Source organism: Pseudoduganella aquatica (assembly GCF_020865585.1).
GTDB classification, from domain to species: domain Bacteria; phylum Pseudomonadota; class Gammaproteobacteria; order Burkholderiales; family Burkholderiaceae_D; genus Rugamonas; species Rugamonas aquatica_A.
On sequence record NZ_CP086370.1, the window covers coordinates 2,847,179 to 2,862,519 of the forward strand.

The following is a 15,341-nucleotide window of genomic DNA, read 5'->3' on the forward strand; positions in this document are numbered from 1 at the left end:
ATACAAGATGAATACGCAAATGAGCAATGACATCAAAGCCCCGGCTGCGGCCAAGCGCAAGACCATCGAGATCTCGGGCCTGAATTTCTTCTACGGCAAAACCCAGAGCCTGCACAACGTCAACCTGGACGTGCACGAGAAGCAGGTGACGGCCTTTATCGGCCCGTCCGGCTGCGGCAAGTCGACCCTGCTGCGCACGCTCAACCGCATGTATGACCTGTATCCGGGCCAGCGCGCCGAAGGTTCCATCATGTACCGCGGCACCAACATCCTCGAGCCGGGCCAGGACGTGAACATGCTGCGCGCCAAGGTGGGCATGGTGTTCCAGAAGCCGACCCCGTTCCCGATGTCGATCTACGACAATATCGCTTTCGGCGTGCGCCTGTATGAAGACCTGTCGAAAGGCGAGATGGACGAGCGCGTGGAATGGGCGCTGAAAAAGGCCGCGCTGTGGGGCGAGGTGAAGGACAAGCTGAGCAAGAGCGGCCTGTCGCTGTCGGGCGGTCAGCAGCAGCGCCTGTGCATCGCGCGCGGCGTGGCGGTGAAGCCGGACGTGCTGCTGCTCGATGAACCGACCTCGGCGCTGGACCCGATCTCGACCTCGAAAGTGGAGGAGCTGATCAGCGAGCTGAAGCAGGACTACACCATCGCCATCGTGACCCACAATATGCAGCAGGCCGCGCGCTGCTCCGACTACACCGCCTATATGTACCTGGGCGAGCTGGTGGAGTTCGGCGAGACCGACCAGATCTTCATGAATCCGGCCCGCAAGGAAACCCAGGACTACATTACCGGCCGCTTCGGCTAAGCTTCGGACCAGAAAGAGAGAAAATAATATGATGGGCGAACATTCATCCAAAAAGTACGACGAAGAACTGGAAGCGATCCGCTCCAAGGTCCTGCTGATGGGCGGCATCGTCGAGACGCAGTTCCTCGACGCCATGACCTGCTTCCGCATCGGCAACCTGGAACGCGCCGAGCGCGTGATGCGCGAAGATGACACGGTCAATCAACTGGAAGTGCAGCTGGACGACGCCTGCAGCCATTTGATCGTGCGCCGCCAGCCGACCGCGAACGACCTGCGCACCGTGATGGCCACCATCAAGGTGATTACCGACCTCGAGCGCATCGGCGACGAGGCCACCAAGATCGCGCGCACCGCGAAAAGCCTGCACAGCCGCGGCGCCGTGACCGTGAGCCACTACGAGATGGTGCGCAGCATCGCCAACGCCACCAGCGACATGCTGCACGACGCGCTGGACGCGTTCGCGCGCAACGACGGCAAGCAGGCGCTGCAGCTGATCGCCCAGGACGCGGTGATCGACCACGAGTTCCGTTCCATCATGCGCAATCTGATCACCTTCATGATGGAAGATCCGCGTACAATCTCTGCCGCGCTGGACACCCTGTGGGTGGCCAAGGCAATCGAGCGCATCGGCGACCATGCGAAGAACATCGCCGAGTACGTGATTTACGTGGTGGAAGGCAAGGACATCCGCCATACCAAGACCGTTTCTCTGCCGGACGATCTTCCAGAATAAAGCGGCACCATGGCATCTGATAAAACGACTGTATTGATAGTGGAGGACGAGCCCGCGATCGTCGAGCTGGTCAGCTTTTCGCTGCGCGACGCGGGCTGGAATGTGTGTTCGGTCTCCACCGTGGCCGACGCCTGGGACTTCATCACCCGGCGCACGCCGCAACTGCTGCTGCTGGACTGGATGCTGCCCGACCAGACCGGCTTGCGCCTGCTGTCGCGCATCCGTTCGGACCGCCAGTTCCAGGACATCCCCATCATCATGCTCACCGCCAAGAGCATGGAAGAAGACAAGCTGGCCGGCCTGAACAGCGGCGCCGACGACTACATCACCAAGCCGTTCTCGCCGCGCGAGCTGCTGGCGCGCGCCAAGGCGCTGCTGCGCCGCAAGAGCCCGGAGCATGCGCAGGCGGCCATGAACGTGGGCGGCGTGACGCTGGACCCGGTCAGCTGCACCGTGCTGATGAACGAGCAGAAGATCGACATCGGCCACGCCGAGTACAAGCTGCTGAAATTCTTCATGGCCCACCCCGAGCGCGTGTTCTCGCGCAGCCAGCTGCTCGACAAGGTGTGGGGCGACCACGTGGTGATCGAGGAGCGCACCGTGGACGTGCACGTGCTGCGCCTGCGCAAGGCCTTGAAAGAGGCCGAGCACCTGATCCGGACGGTACGCAGCGTCGGCTATATGCTGTCGGAAAAGTAAGCCCATGAATCCCAAACTGGTGTTCTGGGTGCCGGCGGCGCTGCGCATGGGGCTGATCCTGGCGGGCGTGGCCATCCTGTGGTGGCTGTTCGGCGCCACGCCGGCGCTGATCGTGGCCGTCATCATGATGGGCGCGATGGTGTTCGCGCAGCTGAATTATCTCTACCAGCTGAGCGACTGGCTGGACGATCCGCAAAGCGCCAAGCTGCCGGACGGCTGGGGCGCGTGGACAGGCATCTTCTCGCGCCTGTACCGCCTGCGGCGCGACGACGAGAAAAACCAGGCCGAACTGACCGAATGGCTGGCGCGTTTCCGCCAGGCCATGCATCTGCTGCCGGACGGCGTGGTCATCATGGACGACGTGCTGTTCCTGGAGTGGTGCAATCCGGCCGCCGAGGCGCATCTGGGCCTGCGCAACGACCGCGACAAGGGCATGCGCGTCACCAATCTGATACGCAGCCCGGAATTCATGGATTACATCATCCTGGGCCGCTACGACCAGCCGCTGACGCTGTCGTTCCGCGAGCGCAAGCTGATCGTGCACATCATTCCCTTCGAGAACCGGCGCCAGATCCTGGTCACGCACGACGTGACGGAAACCGAGCGCACCGAGATGATGCGGCGCGACTTCATCGCCAACGCCTCGCACGAGCTGCGCACGCCGCTGACGGTGATCGTGGGCTTCCTGGAGATCGCCGCGTCCGAGGACCTCGATGCAGCCACCCGCATGGCGCATTTGAAGCTGATGACGGAGCAGGGCCACCGCATGCAGCATTTGATCGAGGACATGCTGACGCTGTCGCGCCTGGAGTCGGTGGATCATCCGCTGCGGCCGGAAAAGATCGACACCCGCACCTTGCTTGAGCAGGTGCTGCGCGACGCGCGCGCGCTGTCGTCCGGCAAGCACGAGATCTCGCTGGAGATGGAGGACGTGGCGGTGCAGGGCAATTACGACGAGCTGCACAGCGCCTTCGGCAACCTGGCCTCGAACGCGGTGCGCTACACCCCGGCCGGCGGCAGCATACGCCTGAGCTGGAGCGACAGCGAGAAGGGCGCCAAGTTCGTGGTCGAGGATACCGGCATCGGCATCAGCCCGGAGCATATCTCGCGGCTGACCGAGCGCTTCTACCGGGTCGATAAGAGCCGCTCGCGTGAAACCCAGGGCACGGGGCTGGGCCTGGCCATCGTCAAGCACGTGCTGCTGCGGCACGGCGGCAATCTGTCCATCAAGTCCGAGGCCGGCAAGGGCAGCAGTTTTACGGTGTGCCTGCCCAAGATTTGAACCGGAATTGCAGGGCCGGGGCCGGCTTGCGTTACAATCTGCCCGCTTTAACTGTGCAGATAGTAAATACATGTCCCTGAAACGTACCCTCGCTTCCGTCCTGGCTGCCGCTGCGCTGGCCGGCTGCGCATCCACGCCGCTGGCGCCGGTGGCCCCGCCCGTGGTGGCCGCCACGCCGGCCGCCACCGTGACCACGCCTGCCGCCGTGCCCGCCAATCCGCTGGCGCCGCCGGCGGCTGCCGTCGCGCCTGCCGCGCCTCAACGTAAAGTCAAGATCGGCCTGGCCCTGGGCGGCGGCGCTGCGCGCGGCTTCGCCCATATCGGCGTGATCAAGGCGCTGGAGGCGCAAGGCATTGTGCCGGACGTGGTGGTGGGCACCAGCGCGGGCAGCGTGGTCGGCGCGCTGTATGCGGCCGGCAATTCCGGCGTGGCGCTGCAGAAAATGGCCTATGAAATGGACGAGGCCGCCATTTCGGACTGGGCCATGCCGCTGTTCGGCAAGTCGTCCGGGGTGCTGAAGGGCGAGGCCCTGCAGGCTTACGTCAACAAGGCGGTGCACAACCGCCCCATGGAAAAACTCAAGATTCCTTTCGGCGCGGTGGCGGCCGACCTGAAAAACGGCCAGCCCATCCTGTTCCAGCGCGGTAATACCGGCATGGCGGTGCGCGCCAGCTCGTCCGTTCCCGGCGTGTTCCAGCCGGTGGTGATCGGCAGCCATACTTATGTCGACGGCGGCCTGGTGGCGCCGGTGCCGGTGCGCTTCGCGCGCGAAATGGGCGCCGACTTCATTATTGCCGTCAATATCTCCACCCAGACCGATTCCCAGGCGGCGATCAGCTCGCTGGAGGTGATTTTGCAGACCTTCAGCATCATGGGCCAGCGCATCAACCAGTATGAACTGAAGGACGCCGACATCGTGATCCAGCCGCCGCTGGGCCGCATGGCGGGCAATGATTTTGGCAACCGCAACAAGGCCATCCAGGCCGGGGAGCGCGCCACCAACGCCATCATGGCGCAGCTGAAGCAGAAACTGAAAGCCATGCGCGAGCAGTGAGCTTGTTTTTAAATATACTTATCGGGACGTTCCATGCAAACCAAACCAGTACTGACCATCGAAGACGTGAAAAAGATCGCTGCCGCTGCGGAAGCGGAGGCCGTGGCCAACAAGTGGGCGGTGTCGATCTCCATCGTGGATGACGGCGGCCATGCGCTGTGGTTCCAGCGCCTGGACGGCGCTGCGCCGATCTCGTCGCACATCGCCCCGAAAAAGGCGCGCGTGGCCGCGCTGGGCCGCCGCGAATCGCGCGTGTACGAGGAAATGATCAACAACGGCCGCGTATCCTTCCTGAGCGCGCCGGAAATGGAAGGTATGCTGGAAGGCGGCGTGCCGGTGATCGTGGACGGCCACGTGGTGGGCGCGGTGGGCGTTTCCGGCGTCAAGTCGAACGAAGACGCGCAAGTGGCCAAGGTGGGCATCGCCGCCCTGGGCTAAGCGTATCAGGGCAGGGGCTGGCGGTCCAAGGTCGGCGAAGCTTGGACAGGGCGTGGCCGGAGGTGGCGGTGCGGTGCTCAGTGGCGCGGCATGACCTCGTCCAGCGTGCGCGCCTCCAGCGCCGCCTCGGCCCATGCCTGCAGTTGGCCCAAGTCCGCTCCGCCTATTTGCGTTTCCACATCCGTCGGTAGTTCGCCGAAGCGCTTGGTCAGCAGCCTGACGAGCAATGCCGCCTGCCCCATTCGCAACCCATCGGCCAAGCCTTCCTGGCGCCCCTCTTGACGCCCCTCTCGACGGCCCTCTTGACGGCCCTCTCGACGGCCCTCTTGACGGCCCTCTCGACGGCCTTCTCGACGGCCCTCCTGCCGGCCTTCGAGTAGCCCATCAAAAAGCCCTTGCTGGCGGCCTTGTGCTTGCCCATCCGCCCAGCCTTTTTGCTGCCCTTCCAGCCACCCCTCTCTCTGCGCCTTTTCGCGCGCCGCGTTCAGTTCTCGCATCATTGCTACGCGTGCGCCGCGCGGGACGTAGGTATCCATGGCATGCCTCCCTTCCAGATCGATAATGTCCTGCCATAACTGGTCCTCCAGCTCCTCTGGCAGGCGCATGATCCAGTCTATGACATGAAATAAGTTTATGACACGTTGCCGCTCCCAGTCACGCGCGAACAGCAAGCGTGCGAGCTTCCATTTGGCGGCGTGGCGCTGCTGCGGCTGGCCACGGGTTTGCTGCGTGAGCAGATGCGCTGCAGTCAGCAGCGCGAACGGGTTGTCCTGCGCCAGCAGTTCGTTGATGCGCGTGGCATAGTCCAGCAGCTTCACACTGCGGAACGCCAGGTGCACGCCGCAGCCGCACCACCGGTAGCGGTAGCCGGCAGGCCGCCAACTGCCGCTGCGGTCGGCCAGTACCACCAGGCAGGCGACCGGGTGCCGGAAGCGGTCGTAGATGCGGTACTGGTAGATATACATGCGCTCCGGCAGGCTGGCGTCGCGCTGGGCCTGCACTTCGATATGGATCAGCATCCACCGCTTGCGGCCAGTCCGCGTGTGGATCTGCACCAGGTGATCGGCCAGGCGCGTGCCCAGCGCGGCGTCGCCCGCTACCTGGCGCAATTCCTTGTCCAGAAAGGCCGGTGGCTGCGACCAGTCGATGGCCTCCCACATGTCCGGAAAGTAGAACGCCATGAACTCCGGGAAATAAGCGGCCAGTGCGCCTTTCCAGGGCGCGTCGTAGGTCTCGGGCGGAAGGGGCAGGGTGATGGCGGGCATCAGCCCAGTCTAGCGGGGCGGCGGCGGGGCGTTTGGATCTGGCGCAAATAGTGGCCGGACAACTGCCGGACGGCATTGCCGAATGGCGATCTTTGGGTTATAATTCAAAGGTTTAGCCAATCTCACATCTGCCGTAGCGACTACCACTCATCCATCATCAATCTGACTTGCAAACCCGGCGAACAGCCCGGGATTGTGCGGTCGTCTGACGTGGCGCAGCTACGGTAACTTTATCAGGAGTTGCCCTTGCCGCCATTTTTTTCTGGCCCTGCCGTCCCAGCCATCCTGGCTCTTGCTGACGGAACTATTTTCAAAGGTTTTTCCATCGGTGCCGTCGGCCACACGACAGGCGAAGTAGTTTTCAATACTTCCATGACCGGTTACCAGGAAATCCTGACCGACCCCAGCTACTGCCGCCAGATCGTCACCCTGACGTATCCCCACATCGGCAACTATGGCGTCAATCCTGAAGACGTCGAATCCACCAAAGTCCACGCCGCAGGCCTCGTGATCCGCGACCTGCCGCTGCTGGCCTCGAATTTCCGCTCCACCCAATCCCTCTCCGATTACCTGAAGGCCGAGAACATCGTCGCCATCGCAGGCATCGACACGCGCAAGCTGACCCGCATCCTGCGCGAAAAAGGCGCGCAGGGCGGCGCCATCCTGACCGGCACGCAAGGCAAGGAACCGTCGGTCGAACAGGCGCTGGAACTGGCCCGCTCCTTCCCTGGCCTGTCGGGCATGGACCTGGCCAAGGTGGTGACGGTGAAAGCCGCCTACGAGTGGACCGAAGCCGAATGGACGCTGGGCGAAGGCTATGCCAAACTGACTGATCCGAAATTCCACGTGGTGGCCTACGACTTCGGCGTGAAGCGCAACATCCTGCGCATGCTGACCTCGCGCGGCTGTAAAGTGACCGTGGTGCCGGCCCAGACCAGCGCTGAAGAAGTGCTGGCCCTGAACCCGGACGGCGTGTTCCTGTCGAACGGCCCCGGCGACCCTGAGCCATGCGATTACGCGATTGCGGCCACCAAGGTCTTCATGGCGAAAAAGCTGCCGGTGTTCGGCATCTGCCTGGGCCACCAGATCATGGCGCTGGCCTCCGGCGCCAAGACGCTGAAAATGAAGTTCGGCCACCACGGCGCCAACCACCCGGTGCAGGACCTGGACAGCAAGCAAGTGCTGATCACCTCGCAGAACCACGGTTTCGCCGTCGATGCGGACACGCTGCCGGCCAACTGCCGCGTCACCCACAAATCGCTGTTCGACGGTTCGCTGCAGGGCTTCGCCCGCACCGACACCCCGGCCTTCTGCTTCCAGGGCCACCCTGAAGCATCGCCTGGTCCTACCGACGTCGCCTACCTGTTTGACCGCTTCATCTCGATGATGGCAGCGGTGGAGAAATAATAAGATGCCAAAACGTACAGACATTAAAAGTATTCTGATCATCGGCGCCGGCCCCATCATCATCGGCCAGGCCTGCGAGTTCGACTATTCCGGCGCACAGGCTTGCAAGGCCCTGCGCGAAGAAGGCTACAAAGTCATCCTGGTGAACAGCAATCCCGCCACCATCATGACCGACCCGGAAATGGCCGATGTGACCTACATCGAGCCGATCACCTGGCAAGTCGTCGAGAAAATCATCGCCAAGGAAAAGCCGGACGCCATCCTGCCGACCATGGGCGGCCAGACCGCGCTGAACTGCGCGCTGGACCTGCACCGCCACGGCGTGCTGGACAAGTACAAGGTCGAGCTGATCGGCGCCACCCCGGAAGCCATCGACAAGGCCGAAGACCGCGCCAAGTTCAAGGACGCGATGACCAAGATCGGCCTGGGCTCGGCCCGTTCCGGCGTGGCGCACTCGCTGGAAGAATCGTGGGCGGTGCAGCGCGAAGTGGGCTTCCCCACCATCATCCGTCCGTCCTTCACGATGGGCGGCAGCGGCGGCGGCATCGCCTACAACGAAGAAGAATTCGAAGCCATCTGCAAGCGCGGCCTGGAAGCCTCGCCGACCAACGAGCTGCTGATTGAAGAATCGCTGCTGGGCTGGAAAGAGTACGAGATGGAAGTGGTGCGCGACAAGGCGGACAACTGCATCATCATCTGCTCGATCGAAAACCTGGACCCGATGGGCGTGCACACCGGCGACTCCATCACCGTCGCTCCTGCGCAAACGCTGACCGACAAGGAATACCAGATCATGCGCAATGCCTCGCTGGCAGTGCTGCGCGAGATCGGCGTGGACACCGGCGGCTCCAACGTGCAGTTCTCGATCAACCCGGCCGACGGCCGCATGATCGTCATCGAGATGAACCCGCGCGTATCGCGTTCCTCGGCACTGGCGTCGAAAGCCACCGGCTTCCCGATCGCCAAAGTGGCGGCCAAGCTGGCCGTGGGCTTCACGCTGGACGAGCTGCGCAACGAGATCACCGGCGGCGCAACCCCGGCCTCGTTCGAACCTTCGATCGACTACGTCGTGACCAAGGTGCCGCGCTTCACCTTCGAGAAGTTCCCGACCGCCGACCACCACCTGACCACCCAGATGAAATCCGTCGGTGAAGTGATGGCTATCGGCCGCAACTTCCAGGAATCGTTCCAGAAAGCCCTGCGCGGCCTGGAAGTGGGCGTGGACGGCATGAACGAAAAAACCCGCGACCGCGAGAAGATCGAAGAGGAACTGGGAGAGCCTGGTCCTGAGCGCATCTGGTACGTGGGCGACGCATTCGCCCAGGGCTTCACGCTGGAAGAAGTGCACAACCTGACCAAGATCGACCCATGGTTCCTGATCCAGATCAAGGAGATCGTGGACCTGGAACTGTGGCTGGACACGCAGAAGCTGGACAACCTGGACAAGACCACGCTGTACAAGCTGAAACAGAAGGGCTTCTCGGACCGCCGCCTGGGCTTCCTGCTGCAGACCACCGACACCGCCGTGCGCAACAAGCGCCACGAGCTGAACATCCGTCCGGTGTACAAGCGCGTGGACACCTGCGCCGCCGAGTTCTCGACCGACACCGCCTATATGTACTCGACCTACGACGAGGAATGCGAGTCCAACCCGTCGGACAAGAAAAAGATCATGGTGCTGGGCGGTGGCCCTAACCGCATCGGCCAGGGCATCGAATTCGACTACTGCTGCGTGCACGCGGCGCTGGCGATGCGCGAAGACGGCTACGAGACCATCATGGTCAACTGCAACCCGGAGACCGTGTCGACCGACTACGACACCTCGGACCGCCTGTACTTCGAATCGCTGACCCTGGAAGACGTGCTGGAAATCGTGGCGCTGGAAAAACCGGTGGGCGTGATCGTGCAGTACGGCGGCCAGACCCCGCTGAAGCTGGCGCTGGACCTGGAAGCCAACGGCGTGCCTATCATCGGCACCTCGCCGGACATGATCGACGCCGCAGAAGACCGCGAGCGTTTCCAGAAGCTGCTGCAGGACCTGGGCCTGCGCCAGCCGCCAAACCGCACCGCGCGCACCGAAGCCGAAGCGCTGACGCTGGCGCAGGAAATCGGCTACCCGCTGGTGGTCCGTCCTTCCTACGTGCTGGGCGGCCGCGCGATGGAAATCGTGCACGAGCAGCGCGACCTGGAGCGCTACATGCGCGAAGCGGTCAAGGTGTCGAACGACTCGCCGGTGCTGCTGGATCGCTTCCTGAACGACGCCATCGAGTGCGACGTGGACTGCATCTCCGACGGCGTGACCACCTTTATCGGCGGCGTGATGGAGCACATCGAACAAGCCGGCGTGCACTCGGGCGACTCGGCCTGCTCGCTGCCGCCTTACTCGCTGTCGCAGGAGACCATCGACGAACTGAAGCGCCAGACCTCGCTGATGGCCAAGGGCCTGAACGTGGTGGGCCTGATGAACGTGCAGTTCGCCATCCAGAAGCAGGATGGCAAGGACGTCGTGTTCGTGCTGGAAGTGAACCCGCGCGCCTCGCGCACCGTGCCCTACGTGTCCAAGGCGACCGGCCTGCAGCTGGCCAAGATCGCCGCGCGCTGCATGGTCGGCCAGACCCTGGAATCGCAAGGCATCACCAAGGAAGTCGTGCCGCCTTACTTCAGCGTCAAGGAAGCCGTGTTCCCGTTCGTGAAATTCCCCGGCGTGGACACCATCCTCGGCCCTGAGATGAAATCGACCGGCGAAGTGATGGGCGTGGGCATGACCTTCGGCGAAGCCTTCGTGAAATCGCAGCTGGGCGCCGGCGTGAATCTGCCGAAGTCGGGCAAGGTCTTCCTGTCGGTGAAAGCGTCGGACAAGCCGCGCGCCGTGAAAGTGGCGAAGGACCTGGTCGACATGGGCTTCACCCTGGTGGCCACCAAGGGCACCGCAGCGGTGATCTCGGCGGCCGGCGTGCCGGTCACGGCGGTCAACAAGGTGGCCGAAGGCCGTCCGCACGTGGTCGACATGATCAAGAACCACGAGATCAAGCTGGTGATCAACACGGTGGAAGAAAAGCGCAGCGCCATCACGGACTCGCGCGCCATCCGTACCTCCTCGCTGGCGGCCCGCGTGACAACCTACACCACCATCGCCGGCGCCGAAGCGGCCGTGGCCGGTATCCGCCATTTGGACGAGTTGCGTGTGTACGATTTACAAGGTCTGCATAAAACCTTACACTAAGCTCCTTTAAGCGATACGCAATCCAAATCGCTGACACAGAGCCCGCGCCGATGCATGGCGCGGGCTCTGTGCTTTTCGTAACCTAGAGAGACAAATATGACTTCAGTTCCATTGACCAAATTCGGCGCAGAACTCCTGAAGGAGGAGCTGCACCAGTTGAAGACCAAGGAGCGCCGCATCGTGATCGACGCGATCGCCGAAGCGCGTTCGCATGGCGACCTGTCCGAAAACGCCGAGTATGATGCCGCCAAGGAGCGCCAGGCGTTCGTGGAAGGCCGCATCGCGGAACTGGAAGGCAAGCTGAGCGCAGCGCAGATCATCGATCCTACCCAGCTGGACGCGGAAGGCCGCGTGGTGTTCGCGTCGACCGTGGACCTGGAAGACCTGGAATCGGGCGCCAAGGTGACCTACCAGATCGTCGGCCTGGATGAAGCCGACCTGAAACTGAGCAAAGTGTCGGTGACCTCGCCGATCGCCCGCGCGCTGATCGGCAAGTCGGCCGGCGACGTGGTGGAAGTGCAGGCGCCGTCCGGCCCGCGCGAATACGAAATCCTGGAAGTGCGCTACATCTGATGCGGAGCTTGCTGCCCAAGCTGCGTTTGCTGGTAGCCGTCCTGTGGGCCGGCAGCCTGTGGGCGGTGGGCTACCTGGTGGCGCCCACGCTGTTCGCCACCCTGAGCGACCGCGTGCTGGCCGGCACCATCGCCGGCAGCATGTTCCACGCCATGGCCATGCTGTCGCTGGGCTGCGGCCTGGCCATGCTGCTGTTGCTGTGGCGCGGCACGCCGGAATGGGATGGACAGCGCCGCCGCACGGTGCTGGCGATTATCGTCCTGATGGTGATGTGCACGGTGGTGAGCCACTTCGGCCTGCAGCCGATGATGGCCGAGCTGCGCGCCGCGGCGGGGCCGGCGGGTGTGATGGAGTCGGCCATGAAGAGCCGTTTCGGCATGCTGCACGGTGTGTCGAGCGGCATCTACCTGATCCAGAGCCTGCTGGCGGGCTGGCTGGTCTTAAAGCAGTGAATTGAAATTTGCTGCGTGGCGGGTTACGGCGCCTTGCGCCTAACCCGCCCTACGCAGAGCGCGGCCTGTAGGGCGGGTTAGGTGGGCAGCACCGTAACCCGCCACACCGGCTCAAGCCAGCGACGACTTCTTGGTGCTCTTCTGGCGTACCTTGGCACGTTTGATGGTGCCGCCTTCGGTAACGCGTTCATTTCCCTTCAGCAAGACCTTGCTGACCGACGGCTTTTTGGTGCCGCTGGCGCTAGGTTTCACGATGGTAACCATGCGCATGCCCTTGCCGACCTTGCCGCTGCGTTCCTTTTCCACTTCCTTTTTCGGACGGTACAGGACCAGCAGTTTGCCGATATGCTGCACCGGAGCCGCTTTGAGCTCCTCGCAGATGGTGTCGTACATGCCGGCACGGGCTTCGCGGTCGTCGCCGAACACGCGGACCTTGATCAGGCCGTGGGCGTCGAGGCCCAGTTCGATTTCCTTGATGACGGCAGGCGTCAAGCCCGCTTCGCCTATCATGACGACAGGTTTCAGGCCGTGGGCCTCGGCGCGCAGGGCGGCGCGTTCAACGGGAGTGAGTTTGATCATAATATTATTTTCGGTGGTTCTCTAAAGGCAGTATTCTACGCGAATGAAGAAGAAGAAATTAAACAAAAACTGGTTGCATGACCATATTAACGATCCTTACGTGAAAGCAGCGCAGAAAGATGGCTACCGCGCCCGCGCCGCTTACAAGCTCAAGGAGATCGATGAAGACGAGAATCTGGTCAAACCAGGGCAGGTGATCGTCGACCTGGGCTGCACTCCCGGCAGCTGGGGCCAGTACGTCCGGCGCAAGCTGGCCGGCAAGGAGGGCGGCGGCATCAACGGCACCATGATAGGGCTGGACATGCTGCCCATGGAGCCGATTGCCGACATGCATTTTATACAAGGCGACTTCCGCGAGATCGAGATCCTGGAGCAGCTGGGCGAAGTGTTGCAAGGGCGCAAATGCGACCTGGTGCTGTCCGACATGGCGCCCAATCTGTCCGGCATCGCCACGGCGGACTCGGCGCGCATGGAGGATTTGATCGACCTGGCCATCGAATTTTCGCAGCTGCACCTGAAACCGGGCGGCGCGCTGCTGGTCAAATGCTTCAAGGACATGGGTTTCAACTCGGTGTACGAGAAATTCCGCGCCGAGTTCAAGACCGTGACGCAGAAAAAGCCCAAGGCCAGCCGCGATAAATCGTCGGAAATCTTCCTGCTGGGCCGCGGATTGAAAAATCCGGTGGAAAATAAGTCCAATCCCATAGTGTAAAGCCCTTGATATTTGCGGTCCCGGCCGCAAATCTTGCGTTGAGGAGCGGCTTTGCGTCTCTTCGCGGCAGGTGCACGCCGGATTTGTGCACCGTACGGGGCAGGTTTATGGCACGGTTGGCGGTATTGCGAGTAAAATCGGATTTCTAGCTATCGGTCAAAGATGCGCCCCGCATTCAAGGAGTTTTCGTGAATAACATGTTTTCCAAATCAGCCATTTGGGTAGTCGTTGCCCTGCTATTATTCATGCTGTTTAAGCAATTCGAGAATCATGGCACGGCCGCTGGTTCGAAGACCATTGCTTATTCCGATTTGCTGGATGACGTAAAAGGCCGGCGCGTCAAGGACGTCGTCATTGAAGGCAACGTCATCACCGCGACCAAGGACGACGGCAGCAAGGTGCGCACCACGTCCACCTACCTGGACCGCGGCCTGATCGGCGACCTGCGCGACAACAATGTGCATTTCGACGTGAAACCGCCTGAGGAACCATCGTTCCTGCAGCAGGTGTTCGTGTCCTGGTTCCCGATGCTGCTGCTGATCGGCGTGTGGATCTTCTTCATGCGCCAGATGCAGGGCGGCGGCAAGGGCGGCGCGTTCTCCTTCGGCAAGTCCAAGGCGCGCATGCTCGATGAAACCAACAACACCGTCACCTTTGGCGATGTGGCCGGCTGCGACGAAGCCAAAGAGGAAGTGACCGAGATCGTCGACTTCCTGAAAGACCCCACCAAATTCCAGAAACTGGGCGGCCGCATTCCACGCGGCGTGCTGATGGTCGGTCCTCCGGGCACCGGTAAAACCCTGCTGGCGCGCGCCATTGCCGGCGAAGCCAAAGTGCCGTTCTTCTCGATTTCCGGTTCGGACTTCGTGGAAATGTTCGTCGGCGTGGGCGCAAGCCGCGTGCGCGACATGTTCGAGAACGCCAAGAAGCATTCGCCTTGCATCATCTTCATCGACGAGATCGACGCTGTCGGCCGCCATCGCGGCGCCGGCATGGGCGGCGGCAACGACGAACGCGAACAGACGCTGAACCAGCTGCTGGTTGAGATGGACGGCTTTGAAGCGAGCTCCGGCGTGATCGTCGTGGCGGCGACCAACCGCGCCGACGTGCTGGACAAGGCGCTGCTGCGTCCGGGCCGTTTCGACCGCCAGGTTTCCGTTGGCCTGCCGGACATCCGCGGCCGCGAACAGATTCTGAACGTGCACATGCGCAAAGTGCCTATCGGCACCGACGTGAAGGCCGACATCCTGGCGCGCGGCACCCCCGGCTTCTCCGGCGCCGACCTGGCCAACCTGGTCAATGAAGCAGCCCTGTTCGCCGCGCGCCGCAACAAGCGCCTGGTCGACATGCAGGACTTCGAGGACGCGAAAGACAAGATCTTCATGGGTCCGGAACGCAAGTCCATGATTATCCGCGAGGAAGAGCGCCGCAACACGGCCTACCACGAGTCCGGCCACGCCGTCGTGGCCAAGCTGCTGCCGAAGGCCGATCCGGTGCACAAAGTGACCATCATGCCGCGCGGCTGGGCCTTGGGCCTGACCTGGCAGCTGCCCGAGCACGACAACATCTCCGGCTACAAGGACAAGATGCTGGAAGAGATTTCCATCCTGTTCGGCGGCCGTATTGCCGAGGAAATCTTCGTCGGCCAGATGTCGACCGGCGCCTCGAACGACTTCTCGCGGGCCACCAAGCTGGCCCGCTCCATGGTCACGCGCTTCGGCATGTCCGACGCGCTGGGCGTCATGGTCTACGAGGACACCCAGAACGAAGGCTTCATGGGCGGCACCAACAAGACCATTTCGGAAGCCACGCAGCAGAAGGTGGATGCGGAAATCCGCAACATCCTGGACACGCAATACGCGCTGGCCCGCAAGCTGCTGGAAGAAAACCGCGACAAGGTGGAAGTGATGACCAAGTCGCTGCTGGAATGGGAAACCATCGACGCCGACCAGATCAACGACATCATGGCGGGCATCGAGCCGCGTCCGCCGAAAGCCGGCGTCACGCTGCGCAAGCAGCCTAGCGGCGACGGCCCCGGCGCAACGCCTAGCAGCGCCACCGCCCCGGCCTAAGCGCCGCGTGCCAGAATGAAAGGGTGAGGAGCGATCCTCGCCCT

The 15,341-nt window shown here is 62.6% G+C and carries 14 protein-coding genes; 12 read left to right on the top strand and 2 right to left on the bottom strand.

Going from position 1 to position 15,341, the window contains the following annotated elements; translation table 11 throughout:
* Window positions 1-7 precede the first annotated feature (7 nt).
* From pstB to KT882_RS12640, 6 genes are all read left to right on the top strand, one after another.
* Entirely contained in the window at window positions 8-808 is an 801-nt protein-coding gene (gene pstB / locus KT882_RS12615) for a phosphate ABC transporter ATP-binding protein PstB (RefSeq protein WP_161072172.1), read from the top strand.
* A 28-nt stretch (window positions 809-836) separates the two neighbouring features.
* Window positions 837-1,541, top strand: coding sequence for a phosphate signaling complex protein PhoU (phoU, locus tag KT882_RS12620; RefSeq protein ID WP_228896015.1), 705 nt, complete (start codon window positions 837-839; stop codon window positions 1,539-1,541).
* 9 nt (window positions 1,542-1,550) lie between these two features.
* Window positions 1,551-2,240, top strand: a complete 690-nt coding sequence (gene phoB, locus KT882_RS12625) for a phosphate regulon transcriptional regulator PhoB (RefSeq protein WP_161072171.1) — start codon at window positions 1,551-1,553, stop codon at window positions 2,238-2,240.
* 4 nt (window positions 2,241-2,244) lie between these two features.
* Window positions 2,245-3,522, top strand: a complete 1,278-nt coding sequence (gene phoR, locus KT882_RS12630; RefSeq protein ID WP_161072170.1) for a phosphate regulon sensor histidine kinase PhoR — start codon at window positions 2,245-2,247, stop codon at window positions 3,520-3,522.
* A 70-nt stretch (window positions 3,523-3,592) separates the two neighbouring features.
* Window positions 3,593-4,576, top strand: coding sequence for a patatin-like phospholipase family protein (locus KT882_RS12635; RefSeq protein ID WP_161072169.1), 984 nt, complete (start codon window positions 3,593-3,595; stop codon window positions 4,574-4,576).
* 33 nt (window positions 4,577-4,609) lie between these two features.
* Window positions 4,610-5,014, top strand: coding sequence for a heme-binding protein (locus tag KT882_RS12640; RefSeq protein ID WP_161072168.1), 405 nt, complete (start codon window positions 4,610-4,612; stop codon window positions 5,012-5,014).
* Between the two features lie 77 nt (window positions 5,015-5,091).
* Here KT882_RS12640 and KT882_RS12645 read toward each other — a convergent pair whose 3' ends face one another.
* The gene (locus KT882_RS12645) at window positions 5,092-6,279 is read right to left on the bottom strand and encodes a DUF4351 domain-containing protein (protein WP_228896017.1); all 1,188 of its coding nucleotides are present in this window, start codon (window positions 6,277-6,279) and stop codon (window positions 5,092-5,094) included.
* Window positions 6,280-6,525: 246 nt separating this feature from the next.
* Here KT882_RS12645 and carA point away from each other — a divergent pair, with 246 nt between their 5' ends.
* From carA to KT882_RS12665, 4 genes are all read left to right on the top strand, one after another.
* The gene (gene carA, locus KT882_RS12650; RefSeq protein WP_161072166.1) at window positions 6,526-7,686 is read left to right on the top strand and encodes a glutamine-hydrolyzing carbamoyl-phosphate synthase small subunit; all 1,161 of its coding nucleotides are present in this window, start codon (window positions 6,526-6,528) and stop codon (window positions 7,684-7,686) included.
* A 4-nt stretch (window positions 7,687-7,690) separates the two neighbouring features.
* Window positions 7,691-10,909: a carbamoyl-phosphate synthase large subunit gene (gene carB, locus KT882_RS12655; RefSeq protein WP_228896019.1), complete on the top strand. Its 3,219-nt coding sequence runs from the start codon at window positions 7,691-7,693 to the stop codon at window positions 10,907-10,909.
* A 96-nt stretch (window positions 10,910-11,005) separates the two neighbouring features.
* Window positions 11,006-11,482, top strand: a complete 477-nt coding sequence (gene greA / locus KT882_RS12660) for a transcription elongation factor GreA (RefSeq protein ID WP_132137431.1) — start codon at window positions 11,006-11,008, stop codon at window positions 11,480-11,482.
* Entirely contained in the window at window positions 11,482-11,934 is a 453-nt protein-coding gene (locus KT882_RS12665) for a DUF4149 domain-containing protein (RefSeq protein WP_161072164.1), read from the top strand. The genes greA and KT882_RS12665 overlap by 1 nt, the downstream gene beginning before the upstream one ends.
* A gap of 111 nt (window positions 11,935-12,045) precedes the next feature.
* Here the strand turns inward: KT882_RS12665 and KT882_RS12670 are convergent, their stop codons facing one another.
* Window positions 12,046-12,513: a YhbY family RNA-binding protein gene (locus KT882_RS12670; protein WP_161072163.1), complete on the bottom strand. Its 468-nt coding sequence runs from the start codon at window positions 12,511-12,513 to the stop codon at window positions 12,046-12,048.
* A gap of 43 nt (window positions 12,514-12,556) precedes the next feature.
* Between KT882_RS12670 and KT882_RS12675 the strand changes: the two genes are divergently transcribed.
* Window positions 12,557-13,225 (top strand): RlmE family RNA methyltransferase, encoded by a 669-nt coding sequence (locus KT882_RS12675; protein WP_161072162.1) that lies wholly within the window; start codon window positions 12,557-12,559, stop codon window positions 13,223-13,225.
* A 188-nt stretch (window positions 13,226-13,413) separates the two neighbouring features.
* Entirely contained in the window at window positions 13,414-15,297 is a 1,884-nt protein-coding gene (gene ftsH, locus KT882_RS12680) for an ATP-dependent zinc metalloprotease FtsH (RefSeq protein ID WP_161072161.1), read from the top strand.
* Window positions 15,298-15,341: the final 44 nt, after the last annotated feature.

What these genes read in the sequence shown, in the direction of transcription:
- phoB (WP_161072171.1), top strand. Translation starts at nt 1,551, where the DNA reads ATGGCATCTGATAAAACGACTGTATTGATAGTGGAGGACGAGCCCGCG.
- KT882_RS12670 (WP_161072163.1), bottom strand. Translation starts at nt 12,513, where the DNA reads ATGATCAAACTCACTCCCGTTGAACGCGCCGCCCTGCGCGCCGAGGCC.
- pstB (WP_161072172.1), top strand. Translation starts at nt 8, where the DNA reads ATGAATACGCAAATGAGCAATGACATCAAAGCCCCGGCTGCGGCCAAG.
- KT882_RS12665 (WP_161072164.1), top strand. Translation starts at nt 11,482, where the DNA reads ATGCGGAGCTTGCTGCCCAAGCTGCGTTTGCTGGTAGCCGTCCTGTGG.
- KT882_RS12640 (WP_161072168.1), top strand. Translation starts at nt 4,610, where the DNA reads ATGCAAACCAAACCAGTACTGACCATCGAAGACGTGAAAAAGATCGCT.
- KT882_RS12675 (WP_161072162.1), top strand. Translation starts at nt 12,557, where the DNA reads ATGAAGAAGAAGAAATTAAACAAAAACTGGTTGCATGACCATATTAAC.
- greA (WP_132137431.1), top strand. Translation starts at nt 11,006, where the DNA reads ATGACTTCAGTTCCATTGACCAAATTCGGCGCAGAACTCCTGAAGGAG.
- phoR (WP_161072170.1), top strand. Translation starts at nt 2,245, where the DNA reads ATGAATCCCAAACTGGTGTTCTGGGTGCCGGCGGCGCTGCGCATGGGG.
- KT882_RS12645 (WP_228896017.1), bottom strand. Translation starts at nt 6,279, where the DNA reads ATGCCCGCCATCACCCTGCCCCTTCCGCCCGAGACCTACGACGCGCCC.
- phoU (WP_228896015.1), top strand. Translation starts at nt 837, where the DNA reads ATGATGGGCGAACATTCATCCAAAAAGTACGACGAAGAACTGGAAGCG.
- KT882_RS12635 (WP_161072169.1), top strand. Translation starts at nt 3,593, where the DNA reads ATGTCCCTGAAACGTACCCTCGCTTCCGTCCTGGCTGCCGCTGCGCTG.
- carB (WP_228896019.1), top strand. Translation starts at nt 7,691, where the DNA reads ATGCCAAAACGTACAGACATTAAAAGTATTCTGATCATCGGCGCCGGC.